At 37.0% G+C, this 13,291-nt stretch carries 9 protein-coding genes; 5 read left to right on the top strand and 4 right to left on the bottom strand.

From position 1 onward, the window contains the following. Positions 1-8 precede the first annotated feature (8 nt). From IW16_RS20435 to IW16_RS20415, 5 genes are all read left to right on the top strand, one after another. On the top strand, positions 9-680 hold the full coding sequence (locus tag IW16_RS20435; protein ID WP_083536262.1) for a YiiX/YebB-like N1pC/P60 family cysteine hydrolase: 672 nt from the start codon (positions 9-11) through the stop codon (positions 678-680). A 256-nt stretch (positions 681-936) separates the two neighbouring features. Further along, complete coding sequence (locus IW16_RS20430; RefSeq protein WP_034748992.1) at positions 937-1,251, top strand: NIL domain-containing protein; 315 nt, start codon at positions 937-939, stop codon at positions 1,249-1,251. Between the two features lie 233 nt (positions 1,252-1,484). Next, a complete protein-coding gene (locus IW16_RS20425) occupies positions 1,485-2,033 on the top strand; it encodes a LemA family protein (protein ID WP_034748989.1) in 549 nt (182 codons plus the stop codon). Between the two features lie 3 nt (positions 2,034-2,036). Then, complete coding sequence (locus IW16_RS20420; RefSeq protein ID WP_051890520.1) at positions 2,037-3,962, top strand: DUF2207 domain-containing protein; 1,926 nt, start codon at positions 2,037-2,039, stop codon at positions 3,960-3,962. A gap of 277 nt (positions 3,963-4,239) precedes the next feature. Further along, a complete protein-coding gene (locus IW16_RS20415; RefSeq protein WP_034748986.1) occupies positions 4,240-6,405 on the top strand; it encodes a prolyl oligopeptidase family serine peptidase in 2,166 nt (721 codons plus the stop codon). A gap of 71 nt (positions 6,406-6,476) precedes the next feature. Here the strand turns inward: IW16_RS20415 and murA are convergent, their stop codons facing one another. The 4 genes from murA to IW16_RS20395 all read right to left on the bottom strand — a co-directional run bounded on the left by murA (position 6,477) and on the right by IW16_RS20395 (position 13,257). Further along, entirely contained in the window at positions 6,477-7,784 is a 1,308-nt protein-coding gene (gene murA / locus IW16_RS20410) for a UDP-N-acetylglucosamine 1-carboxyvinyltransferase (RefSeq protein WP_034748983.1), read from the bottom strand. After that, on the bottom strand, positions 7,784-8,473 hold the full coding sequence (locus IW16_RS20405) for a DUF4290 domain-containing protein (RefSeq protein ID WP_034748980.1): 690 nt from the start codon (positions 8,471-8,473) through the stop codon (positions 7,784-7,786). The genes murA and IW16_RS20405 overlap by 1 nt, the downstream gene beginning before the upstream one ends. Before the next feature lie 469 nt (positions 8,474-8,942). Next, the gene (locus tag IW16_RS20400) at positions 8,943-10,460 is read right to left on the bottom strand and encodes a RagB/SusD family nutrient uptake outer membrane protein (protein WP_051890518.1); all 1,518 of its coding nucleotides are present in this window, start codon (positions 10,458-10,460) and stop codon (positions 8,943-8,945) included. Between the two features lie 28 nt (positions 10,461-10,488). Next, complete coding sequence (locus IW16_RS20395; RefSeq protein WP_084694592.1) at positions 10,489-13,257, bottom strand: SusC/RagA family TonB-linked outer membrane protein; 2,769 nt, start codon at positions 13,255-13,257, stop codon at positions 10,489-10,491. Positions 13,258-13,291 lie beyond the last annotated feature (34 nt).

Below are 13,291 nucleotides of genomic sequence, written 5' to 3'. Positions count from 1 at the left end.
AGCCCGCTATGATTACATTCAAAAAAGACCCATCTCAGAAAATAAGAAATACATGTACTGCCATTCTTTTCTTTGCCGTATTGCTTCTATTGCAATATTGTGCTTCTCATTCTACAAGCGGAAAGCTGAAGAATGGAGATCTGCTTTTCGTCATGGCAAAAGAAACCGGACTTTCTGGAGCAATCAATAATGTCACTCAAAAACAGAAAGAAGCATCATTTGATCATATAGGAATTGCAGAAAAAGAGAATAACCGATGGTATGTACTGCATGCCGCACCGAAAGGAGGTTCTCAAAAACAGGATCTGGCATCTTTCCTTAAAGACCAGTTGAATGACGGGCAGAAAGTTGTCATCTACCGTTTGAAACCTGAGTATCAGAAATCTGTTACGCCTGCTCTTAAAAAAGCAGAATCTATGCTTGGAAAACCCTATAATTTCAATTATATTTTGGATGAAAACTCGTATTACTGCTCAGATTATATTGAAAGGGCTTTCAGAGAAAACGGCATTTTTAAACTGGAACCAATGACATTCATTGATCCAAAGACGGGAAAGACCAACGAATTCTGGACAGAATTTTACAAAAAGAAAAATCTTGAAGTTCCGGAAGGAAAACCAGGATGTAATCCCAATGGATTGGCTGCTTCCGAAAAACTGGAAAGAATAGGGGAGTTTTAAATACTGCCTGATGATATTGCCCCTTGAGATTTCAGTGATCTTTAGGGGCATTTTTTTATTTTTCATCCAATAATAAGACGCCCTTTATCTGAATAATCAATCTGATTTGATTTTGATCCTGAAAAAAAAGTGTTAAAATTTAAAATTATTAGTCTACTAATTTGGTGGACTAATAATTTTTTATATTTTTGTCAAAGATTTAACGCAAGAAAGCAACCATGATCTAGAAAATGTTTAACCAAAAAATTGTTTAGTGATGATTACACCTAATCCTACGCTGCAGATAATACCGAATAATACCATCGGTCTGCCTAAAAAAGAACTGATCCTTGAAATAGAATTGAATGGTAAAATGAAATTTGAACATTTAATGAATGCCATCTATAATCAGTTTGGGATCTGCCATAAGGTGTTGTCTGCCAATGTAGAATACGTGAATGGAAACAGTTTTGGTTCAGTACAGTTATATATTAATGTCAATTCAGAGGACTACCAGCAGTTGGAGTTGTATCTGAATAAAAATAAACTTTTAAATACCATGGTGGAGTACAACTGCCGTAAGTATTTTTAAGGGAGATTCATATAGTTTTAATTACAATAAGTATCCGGTTTTTCCGGGTGCTTTTTTTATGTCCGGATTTTTTCTAAATGGAATTCTTTGCTTTTGGTTTGTTTTTCTTTCATTCGACTAACATTCTTATTTCTTAAAAGAGAATTCTATTAAAATAATTCTATTGCATTGGTAAATTTTCATTTCTGATTCAAAAAAAGAGTACTTTTAAAGGATATAAAAACATAAAATTTATGAGTATAGTTATTATTATTTTAATTGCAGCGTGCATTTTGTATGCAGTGTCAATCTACAACCGTCTTGTGAAGCTGAGAAATCTCGTTCAGGAGGCGTGGAGCAGCATTGATGTGATGCTTAAAAAACGTCATGACCTTATTCCTAATCTTGTGGAAACTGTAAAAGGCTATGCAACTCACGAACGCGAAACTCTCGATAGTGTCATAAGAGCGAGGACTCAGGCTGTAGGGGCAGACTCTGTTCAGTCTAAGGAAGCAGCAGAAAAAAATCTGAATCAGGCAATGATGAATTTATTTGCCGTAGCAGAACAATATCCCGATCTTAAAGCCAATACCAATTTTCAGCAGCTGCAAAGTGAGCTGACTTCTATAGAAAATGATGTTGAGAAATCCAGAAGATATTATAACGGAACTGTCCGTGAAAACAACACTCTGGTGGAATCTTTCCCAAGTAATATTATTGCCAATATGTACAAATTTGAAAAATCACCTTTCTTCGAACTGGATAATATTGCAGAAAGAGAAGTTCCCACCGTAAAATTCTAAGAAATGAAGAAGTTGTTACAGCTTTTCCTTCTTCAGTTTTTTTTCGTAGCCTTTGCTCAAAATGAATTGGGCAGGACAGATCAGTTATCCATCATAGGGCCCGAAAAGATTATTTCTTTTCACTCAGATATTGATGTGAATAAGAAATCAGGAATTACTGTTACAGAGCATATTAAAGTGTATAGTCTTGGAAATAATATCAAAAGAGGTATTTTCCGAGCCTTACCTTTATCAAGAAATTTAAATAATAAAACACATAAAGTAAGATACGATATCATTTCAGTTAAAAAAAACGGCATCGATGAGAACTATCATGAAAAGACTGAGGATGGATATTTAAAAATATATGCCGGAAATAAAGATATTATTCTGGATCCCGGAACCTATGATTATGAAATAAAGTACAGTACTGAAAACCAGATCGGATTTTTCCCGAAATATGATGAGTTTTACTGGAATGTCAACGGGACTTATTGGGATTTTGATGTAGATTCTATTTCTGCCAGAGTCAATCTTCCGGATGGTGCCGGTATTATTCAAAACTCCTGTTATACCGGAGAGTATGGCAGCAACAGTCAGAATTGTACTGTCAAAGTACTTTCTGATCATTCCATAGAGTGGAGTGCGTCAGGACTTCGGGCTAATGAAGGTCTTACTATTGCAGTAGGTTTCAAAAAGGGAATTATGGTACCGCCGCCACCTCCGACTTTTTCTGAAAAATATGGGATCCTGATTGGAGGATGTACTGTGTTTTTAGCATTGATGATGTATCTTTATTCGACATGGAGAAAATATGGAGTAGATCCTGAAACACCTACAGTTTATCCTCAGTTCAATGTTCCTGAAAACCTTTCGCCAGCTTCAATGGGGTACATCAATTCCGAAAGTTTCAAAAATAAATATCTTACGGCTGCTGTCGTGAATCTTGCAGTAAAAGGCTATGTTAAGATTATTGAAGGGGAAGATTCCGGTGTTTTAGGATTCTTCAATACCAAAACTTTTACGCTGGAAAAGCTGAAACCGGCAGATGAATCCCTTTCTAAAGAAGAAATCAATCTGATGAACAGTCTGTTTTCGGAATCTGAAAATTCTGTAAAGTTTGACGGAAAATATAATTCGAAAATTGAAACAGCAGTTCTCAATTTCAAAGAGACTCTGAAATTTCAGCATGAAGACTTTTTAAATGAAGGAAATAATTCGAAAAAGTTATTACTTCCGTGGTTTTTGATTACGCTTTTATATGGTCTGGGTTTATTTGTAAGTTATACCCTGTTACCTGAATTTGAAAGAGTATTTGCCGGAGTACTTTTATATATTATTCTTTTTGTTGTATTCGCTTTAATAGCATTCTTTGCGAAGAAGTTATCATGGAAACTTTTATTCCTTATTCCTATTCCCATGAGTATTATCCTGGGAGTAATCGGAGTTGTTTCTCAGGAAAGTACTGGTGCAGAAAGTATAAATTTCAGTGTATGTTATATTTTTCTTGTTCTGGCGTTTTCGATAATGCTGCTTTATCAATATTTAATAAAACAGCCATCAAAAGAAAAGTTAAGAAAACAATCATTAATAGACGGTTTCAAAATGTATATGGGAGCAGCAGAAAATGAACAGATAAAATTCCATAATCCACCTCAAATGACTCCGCAGGTTTTCGAGACCCTGCTTCCCTTTGCCATGGTGATGGGAGTGGACCAGATTTGGGGACAGAAATTTGATGACCTGTTGAAAAGAACATCAGCTGAATATAATAACACCTGGTATTATGGAGGCGTAATGAATCATTATTTATTTGCGAATACTTTAAACTCAAGTTTCACGCAATCTATCCAGTCTGCATCTACAAAACCTTCCAGTTCAGGGAGCGGATCAGGTGGAGGAGGGTTCTCCGGCGGTGGCGGAGGCGGAGGGGGAGGTGGCGGCTGGTAACTTACCAATAATTTTGTCGTCATGTAATGAAAATATGTAACCGTTGTACTTGGTACAGCGGTTTTTTTATGAATTAAAGGAGAAGTTTATGAAAATTTTCTGCTGAATTTATTTTTAAATGATTTGATATTCAGTATGCTGTGGAATTATGATGATTTGTGTTTTTAAAATTTATATTTCATTTCAAAGAGATGTATTAATTTTGCTGACATTCTTGATTTTGGATTAGGATATGAACTAACAAATGAAAGGGGGAAGATTATAATAATAACAAAATATGAAGAAACTGAAGTTTTTTACTTTGATCTTTTTTGGATTAATCAATGCTCAAAAAACGAATTTAGCTCCGTCGAAACCGGCAACAGATATCCATTTTGGAGTTAAATTAACAGATGAATATAGAAATCTTGAAGATTTACAGGATGTATCAACAACGAATTGGATGAAGTCCCAAACAGAGTACTCAACTTCTGTCCTCAATAGCATTCCAAATAAAAATTATTATCTGAATAAAAGATTAGAACTTGATAAAAGACAAGACTATTCAATTTCCGACTTAAAAATTACAGCTAATGATGAATATTTTTATCTGAAAAAGAAAGCTGACGAAAAAACAGCCAAAGTATATTATAGAAACGGTTTTAATGGGCAGGAATTATTATTGTACGATCCTTATAAGCCTGATCACGACTATTTGATTACTTTAATCAGTCCAAGCTGGGATGGGAAAAAACTAGCCATTTCTTTATCGGAAAAAGGAAAAGAAATTTCACAGATTATGATCATGGAAGTGGAAAGCAGACATATATATCCACAGATTATTACCCAAACCAATCCGGCTTCAGTAGGAGGAATAAAGTGGCTGGAAGATAATTCAGGTTTTTTATATGTATACTATCCCGTTATTGATGTAACCTCTAATCAATTTGGAAAAGATACCCAATCGGTTTTATACAGAATAGGGGAAGATCCGAATATAAGAAATGATGTATTTTCAAGTAAAAATAATCCTGATTTAAAGATCAATGATGATGATTTTCCAGCTATTATTTCCATCAATGCTGATGATCAGTATTATGTGGGGATATTGGTTGATACGGGGGATTTTCGAAAGACCTTTATTTCTGATAAAAATGACCTTTTACAGGGCAAAAAGAATTGGAAGCCACTCTATAATAAGGAAGATAAAGTAACGTATATACGACCGGCAGGAAACGAAATATTTTTTCTTTCGGGATATAATTCATCAAATCTTAAGCTGTGTAAAACCAATGTGAAAAGTCCCGATTTCAGAAATCCCGATGTGCTGGTGCCTGAAAAAAAAGATGAAGTATTTAAGAACTATACAATCACTAAAGACGGAATCTACTATACAACCACGAAAAATGGGGTAGAAGCAAAACTGTATTTGTATAAAGATGGAAAAGAGATTCCCATCGAATTGCCTTATACATCCGGAAACGTTGATTTGCAATCCAAGGGTAAAGATTTTTCAGATATCTGGATATCTTGTTCCGGTTGGGCAAACGAAGACCAGCGCTTTCGATATACCCTCAAAGAGAATGTTTTTTCTTTAGAAAATTTGGTGCCTACGGTGGAATATCCGGAATTTAAAGATGTGGTTGTGGAAGAAATGACGTTCAAAGCAAGAGATGGGGAAGAAGTTCCTTTGTCTTTAATCTACAATAAAAATATAAAGAAAAATGGAAATATACCTGTCTTAATAGATGCCTATGGAGCCTATGGAATATCTAGAAATCCATATTTTGTTAAAAGCTATATGTTGTGGGCTGAACAGGGAGGTATGATTGCCGTTGCTCACGTTAGAGGAGGAGGAGAGAAGGGAGAGCAGTGGCATCTGGGTGGCTTTAAAGCGACAAAACCTAATACATGGAGAGATGTGATTGATTGTGCAGAATATCTGATTAAAGAAAAATATACTTCAAAAGAAAAATTAGCTGTCTGGGGAGCAAGTGCCGGAGGAATTGCTGCCGGAAGGGCAATCACTGAAAGACCAGATTTATTCAAAGCAGCCATTATTGAAGTGGGAATCACCAATATCACCAGATTTGAGAATACACCTAATGGAGGAGGAAATACCAAGGAGTTTGGAACTGTAAAGGACCCAATTGAATTCAAAAGTTTATTAGAAATGGATGCTTATCAACATATAAAAAAAGGAGAAAAGTATCCTGCAACACTTATAACAGGAGGAATCAATGATAACAGAGTAATTGTTTGGCAGCCTGTAAAATTTGCAGCAAAGCTAATGGCTAAAAATAAATCGGAAACCCCTGTTTTGCTAAAGATAGATTATGAAGGCGGGCATGGGAATAATATTCCTCTTGTTCAGCGGTATTCTAATTTGGGAGATATTTTTGGTTTTGCATTCTGGCAGCTTGGCCATCCTGATTATCAACCTAAAACGAAACAAAAAAAATAAAATAAATTCTGAAAAAATAAAAGCGTTCAAAAATTACTTTGAACGCTTTTTTATTGGAATACAATGTATTTTTAAATTCTTTCAATATCGGCACCAATGGCTTTCAGTCTTCCGTCAATATTTTCATACCCTCTGTCGATCTGTTCAATATTGTGGATGATAGATTTTCCTTCTGCAGAAAGGGCCGCAATAAGAAGTGCATTTCCTGCTCTGATGTCTGGGGAAACCATAGTTGTTCCTCTTAATGGAGTTTCCTGGTTCAATCCGATTACGGTAGCTCTGTGCGGATCACAAAGAATGATTTGTGCACCCATGTCGATCAGTTTATCCACGAAGAATAATCTGGATTCAAACATTTTCTGGTGTACCAAAAGACTTCCTTTTGCCTGAGTTGCCACTACCAGAATGATGGATAATAAATCCGGTGTAAATCCTGGCCAGGGAGCATCAGAAATCGTAAGGATAGACCCGTCGATAAATTTCTGGATTTTATAGTTTTCCTGAGCAGGAATAAAGATATCATCATTACTCTGTTCAAGTTCGATTCCTAATTTTCTGAATGTATTGGGAATAACGCCCAGCTGGCTCCAGTTTACATTTTTGATGGTGATCTCAGATTTTGTCATGGCAGCAAGACCGATCCATGATCCGATTTCTACCATATCCGGAAGCATTGTGTGTTCCGTACCGTGAAGATATTCTACGCCTTCAATAGTAACAAGGTTGGAACCGATTCCAGAAATATTCGCACCCATTCTGTTCAGCATTTTACATAATTGCTGAAGATAAGGTTCGCAGGCAGCGTTATAGATTCTTGTTTTTCCTTTTGCCAGGGCAGCAGCCATTACAATATTGGCTGTTCCTGTTACGGAAGCTTCTTCCAGAAGGATAAATTTCCCTCTCAGTTCTTTAGCTTTTAATGAATAGAAATACTCTTCTTCATCGTAATTAAATTCAGCACCCAATTCTACCAATCCCTGGAAATGCGTATCCAGTCTTCTTCTTCCGATCTTGTCACCTCCCGGAGTCGGCATATAAGCTTCACCGTAACGGGCAAGCATTGGCCCCATCAGCATAATAGAACCTCTCAGTTTAGCACCGTCTTTTTTAAATTCGTCTGACTTTATATAATCGAAATTGACCTTATCGGCTTTGAATGTGAAATCGCCCTGGCCATTCTTGGTTACTTTTACTCCAAAATCACCTAAGATTTCGATCAGTCTGTTTACATCATGAATGTCTGGAATATTTTTAATTCTTACCTCCTCATCTGTTAACAAAACGGCACATAAAATTTGTAAAGCTTCATTTTTAGCCCCTTGTGGAGTGATTTCCCCATGCAGCCTTTTTCCTCCCCTTATCTGAAATGTTCCACTCATTACTTTCTGTTTTTATGGTTGTTGTTGTTATTATGCCTTCTCTTATTAGTCTGGTCTTTATTAGTATTGCTGTTGTTTCGTCCGTTGTTGCTGTTATTTCGCCCGTTGTTGCTGTTGTTGCGGCTGTTGTTGTTACTGGTGTAATAGATTTTACTCTTTTCAAGTGATTCTATTCCGGTAAGATCCAGCCTGTTTTCAGACAGCTCTTTCAGGTGACGGAAAATCACGTCATCCGTTACGTGTTCCTTATTATAAACATTGTATGACTTCTTCATATTGTTGGCGATCACCTCAATAAGGGCTTCCTTTTCGTCGCCTGGTTCCAGTTCGATCGCTTTTTCGATCAGCTGAAGGATACTTTTTCCATAAAATTTAAAATCACCCTGAAGTTTAGGGTATTCCATTCTTTTAGGTTTTTCTGCCAGCTGTTCTCTGGTAGGAAAGGGATATGGGGAGTCTACATCAAGATCATATTCTGCTAAAATGAAAAGATGATCCCAAAGTTTATGTTTATAATTTTCTTCGTCACGGAGTTGAGGGTTTCTCTGACCCATAAAATCGATAATGGCCATAGCCATTTCACTCCTTTCCTCTTTGGTAGGGAGCTCTTTGCAGCGTTCAACCAACTGCTGTATGATTCTGCCATATTCCGGCATATGAAGCTGAGTTCTTTGGGTGTTATATTCCATAATATGCAAATATATGGATTAAAAGAAAAATTGTTTTGAAAATATTAAAAGTTTATGATTTTTTAATGAAAATGGGATAGGATCTTTTTCTGAGATCTTTTCTCGAAAATTAAAATATTTCATATTTTGTAAATTTATTTTAATAAAACTGTAATTACGTTAATAGACTAATTATTAAAATAATGCAGTGAAAAAAAATGTATTTTATTGTTTCAATGTTTGCTTTTAAACGGATCTAGCTGTTGACAGAGACAATTTGATTGCCTTGCATGATGATGTGTACGACAACAAAAATATCTGTATATGTTTACATCCCTTCTTACAAAAGTTATCTGCCTTTTTTATCTCAATAATGAAGAGCGAACGAATAAAGAGTGGTTAAATAGCCAGATCTGAATCAATAAAAAAGAGAGCCTTTATGCGCTCTCTTTATTTCAGTATATTCTCTAAAAAATGAAAATTACTAATTTTAGTATCCGGGATTTTGCGTGAGTTTAGGATTTAATGATATAGCATCAGCGGGAATTGGGAAAAGTTCTCTGGTGATATTTCCTGAATTGGGATAAGGCGTCGTAGGAAAGTCATATTTGAATTTTGCCTCTACTTTGTCAAGTAATTTTCCAAATCTCAGAAGATCTTCTCTTCGATACCCCTCGTGATAAGTTTCCCATCCTCTCTCATTGAGAATGTCATCCAATGTTAAAGTAGTAAGAGGAGATAATCCTGCTCTGGTTCTGATAGGATTGATATACTCCAAAGCTCCTGCTGTATTCCCAAGCTGAAACTGAGCCTCTGCATAGGTGAGGTAAATCTCACCAAGACGCATCAATGGAAAATCGGCATCACTGTCTTCCCCTTTGGCAATGTTTTCCTGTAATGGAAATTTAAAAGTGATTACCCGGTTGAGAGCTTTCTGAACGGTTTCAGGGGAGGAGACAGATCCATATACCGGCGTTCCATCTGCTTTGTACTGTATGCCGGCAATTGCAATACCCTGCTTGGTGTTTTTATCGAAAGGGATGACCCGCTGATCATCAGGTGCAAAAGTGCTGTAAAAATAATTAGACATTCCATACCCATTGGATGCCGAAACCCCTTGAATATTCAGGGCATTCCGTAATTCACCCTCCAACGAAAGAGCGACATACTTATTCCCTTTATCGGATTGGTTGATTTGATTGACAGCTAAAATAATTTCTGGGTTACCATCAATTTTAAATACATCCTGATACTTAGCCTGAAGACTTGCTCCGGAATTATCAATGATATCTTTTGCATAGAGGCTGGCCTTTGTCCAATCTTTGTTATTCAAATAAAATCTTGATAAAAAAGCCTTTACTGCCCATTTGGTAGGCTTTCCGTATGCAGTAGGAGTAGAAGGAAGTATATTTTCAATGTCTTCCATTTCAGATGATACAAAAGATCTTATATCTGATGCAGGAGTTCTTTCAATTCCACTGGAAAGATCCTCTGTGCCTTTTATCAGAGGAACAGAACCAAAAACATTTTGTAGCTTATAGTAAGTGTAAGCTCTCCAGAATTTTGCTTCTGCGATCATCGCGGAGTAGGAGGGATCGTTCTTTTTGTCATCAAACGAAATAAGTACTTGATTGGCCTGAGCAATTAGTTTATACGCTTCACGGTACATTTCCATGGGTTGGTAGTGCCCTGAATTCAGATTAAGAAAGTTTTGCATTCCGCCCCATTCTGTAATGGCAAATCCCCAGTTTAAAGTAAATTCATCAGTCCCTGCTTCAGGAGCAAGCTGCCAGTTATTTCCACGTGAATAACTGAAATACTGAACGTATTTGTAAATGCCATCTACCAGAATTTTACAGCCTGCTTCGCCCTGAGCTACAAGGTTGTCCTGAGAAGTTCCGGTATAAACATTTTCTTCCAGCATGCTGTCGGAACAGGAATTTAATAAACTTCCACCCGAGAAAAGAATAAGTCCCAGCCAATATGTTTTGATCAATTTATTTTTCATTGTATACTTAATTTTAAAGATTAGGGAATTAAAAACTTATATTGACACCTAGAGAATAAGTCCTTGCAGAAGGATAGCCTCCAAGATCTATTTTTCCGGGCAACATCGGTGTAGGAATACCTTCGGATCTTTCCAGATAGCTTATATTGGAAGATTCCGGGTTAAGTCCTGAATATTTTGTCCAGGTCCATACATTTTGTGCCTGGAAATAAAGCTTGAAAGAAGAAATAAAGTCTCCAAAGAACTTTTGGGCAGGCAGATCGTAGGATAATGTAATATTCTGTAATCTGACGAAAGAGGCGTCTTCTATAAAATGAGAATTATATGCCCAGTAATTACTTCCTGACCTGGATGCTGGTGCTCCGTTTACTGCTCTGAAATATTGAGCGTCTTTCAGAAGATTATATGGTTGTTCCGGTTTTGCAATTCCATATTGAGCAGCAGCATAATTAAACAGTTTTTGTCCCAAAGAAGCCGTGAAAAATACATCCAGCCCAAAATTTCTATATTTAAAATTATTCCCAAAACCGGCAGTAAATTTGGGATCAGGAGTTCCCTGGTATTGAAGTTCACTGGAAAGATTCATGCTTCCGTCGGGATTAAGCCCTAAAAATGTTGGCGCCAGATAAGCATTCGCTCTTTCCCCTTCACGGAAACCCAGGAGGTCCATTGCTGACTTTGCAGAAGTTCCGCCATAGATTTTATCTACAGTGGTTTTTATTGAAGAAAAATTGGCATTGGCATTCCAGGAGAGGTGTTTTTTGCGGATAATTCTTGCTTCCAATGAAACTTCAATTCCATTTGTTTTGGTGTCAGCCGCATTGATCCACTGCTGAGTGACGCCGCTCTCAAAAGGCAGCGAAATAGGGATCACCAGATCTTTTGTCTTTTTGTTAAACACATCTATACTTCCGGACAGTACCCTGTTGAAAACCTGGAAATCGATCCCGAGGTTAAACTGGGTAGTTGTTTCCCATTTAAAATTTTTATTTCCTGTATAATTGGCTAAAGTAGCCCCGCTAATGAGTTGCTGGCCAAGTATTCCGTTCCTTTCTACCAAATAGGTGTTCAGAGACAGGTAATTGTTAAACCCTTGATTTCCTGTTTTTCCATATCCTGCTCTTAATTTTAACTCATTAATGGTCTTATTGTCTTTTAAAAATTCCTCTTCAGAAATTTTCCATGCTGCGGAAGCTCCCGGGAACCACCCCCATTTGTTCCCCGTTGAAAATTTGGAAGAGCCATCTCTACGGATGGAAGCTGTAAGTGAATATTTGCCATCATAGGTATAATCAATCCTTCCGAATCCTGAGATCAGGGTATTGGGAACCTTGTTTGAAAATGATCTTAATATAGATGCGGATTGCAGATTATAATTTCCGTCTAAAATATCAGTCGGAAATTTTTCTCCGTAAGCGATTGTTAATTCATTATCAAATTTTTGAATAGAATATCCTGCCAATCCAATGATTTGGTGTTTTCCAAATGTTTTGTTGTAATTCAGGAGTGCTTCTACCAGATAGTTGTTATTTCGGGCGTTGGAATTTGATGCAATTCCGCCATGCACCCCAATACTTGACATTCCGCTTGCGGGTACAGAATTTGGCAGAAAGAAGTTATTGACAGAATTTTGAGTTTCATATCCGAATTTAAGCTGAGGCTTCAGTCCATCGAGTATTTCGTAGGAGATATCAGTGCTCGCATTCAGTTTATCTGACTTGGTACGGTCTTTAATGTTTAAAAACAGGAGTGGATTTACATTGAAGTCAGAAAATGGATCTGAGAGATTCGGATGATCTGCAGAAAGATAGGGAGCAAAGGTAATAGCAGAAGAAACTAAAGAGTTTCTGGTATCACCTTGAATCGCCGGATTTTTATCCTTTATATAACTTGTGAATATATTGGTGTTGATGGTCAGCTTATTTTTTGTGTAGTTGAGATTCAGTCTTCCTGTATATCTTTCAATTCCGGAGTTTTTAAGAATTCCTTCCTGATCAAAATAACCGAGAGAGGCAAAATATTTTATATTGTCTCCGCCACCTGACATACTCAAAGCATGGCTGTTTATTATTCCGGTTCTTTGTATTTGTTTCTGCCAGTCGGTATGAATTGATGTATCCACCGAATTGAGTGTTTTCCCCATTTCAGTCCAGAAATTTACATACTCCTGAGAATCCATGATATCGTAATTTTTAATGGCATTTTGCCAGCTGTAATACGTATCATATGTGATTTTAGCTTTTCCTGTTTTTCCTCTTTTTGTGGTAATGATGATCACGCCATTGGCTCCTCTAGAACCATAAATCGCCGTAGCCGAAGCATCTTTTAATACAGCAATGCTTTCAATGTCGTTTGGATTGATCGAATTAAGAGGGTTTTTGGAGGGTGCTGAAAAATTAGCCGCTCCATTGAGCGAAGATCCGTTGGCAGCAGTATTTTCTTCTGATAAAGGAATTCCGTCGATAATGTAAAGTGGATCAGTTACCCCAAAAATAGAGTTCCTTCCACGGATGATGGTTTGACTGCCACCTCCCGGCTGATCCGAAGTCTGTTTGAACTGTATTCCGGCAACTCTTCCGCCTATCATCTGGTCTATGTTGGTTGTTGCTCCGCCTATATTGGCATCAGACGCTTTGAGATTGGTAACCGCTCCTGTGACATCTTTTATTTTTTTTGAACCATAGCCAATGACGACCACTTCATCGATCTTGTTTTCCTGTTCTCCTGTTTTTTGGGCAAAGGCAATGTCGCTTACCCAAAGGGCAGCCAATGCCAAAGGTAATTTTATCCTTCTCATAATTTGTGTATTTTATGTATCCTGGTTTTGGATT

The sequence above is a fragment of the Chryseobacterium vrystaatense genome, from assembly GCF_000737765.1.
Lineage (GTDB): Bacteria > Bacteroidota > Bacteroidia > Flavobacteriales > Weeksellaceae > Chryseobacterium > Chryseobacterium vrystaatense.
Note: the sequence above shows the minus strand (reverse complement) of the source record. Positions and strands in the feature narration are given on the sequence as shown.

Excerpts from the sequence above, each read along its gene's own strand:
- IW16_RS20425 (WP_034748989.1), top strand. The coding sequence starts at position 1,485 with ATGAGTATAGTTATTATTATTTTAATTGCAGCGTGCATTTTGTATGCA.
- IW16_RS20415 (WP_034748986.1), top strand. The coding sequence starts at position 4,240 with ATGAAGAAACTGAAGTTTTTTACTTTGATCTTTTTTGGATTAATCAAT.
- IW16_RS20405 (WP_034748980.1), bottom strand. The coding sequence starts at position 8,473 with ATGGAATATAACACCCAAAGAACTCAGCTTCATATGCCGGAATATGGC.
- IW16_RS20420 (WP_051890520.1), top strand. The coding sequence starts at position 2,037 with ATGAAGAAGTTGTTACAGCTTTTCCTTCTTCAGTTTTTTTTCGTAGCC.
- IW16_RS20400 (WP_051890518.1), bottom strand. The coding sequence starts at position 10,460 with ATGAAAAATAAATTGATCAAAACATATTGGCTGGGACTTATTCTTTTC.
- murA (WP_034748983.1), bottom strand. The coding sequence starts at position 7,784 with ATGAGTGGAACATTTCAGATAAGGGGAGGAAAAAGGCTGCATGGGGAA.
- IW16_RS20430 (WP_034748992.1), top strand. The coding sequence starts at position 937 with ATGATTACACCTAATCCTACGCTGCAGATAATACCGAATAATACCATC.
- IW16_RS20395 (WP_084694592.1), bottom strand. The coding sequence starts at position 13,257 with ATGAGAAGGATAAAATTACCTTTGGCATTGGCTGCCCTTTGGGTAAGC.
- IW16_RS20435 (WP_083536262.1), top strand. The coding sequence starts at position 9 with ATGATTACATTCAAAAAAGACCCATCTCAGAAAATAAGAAATACATGT.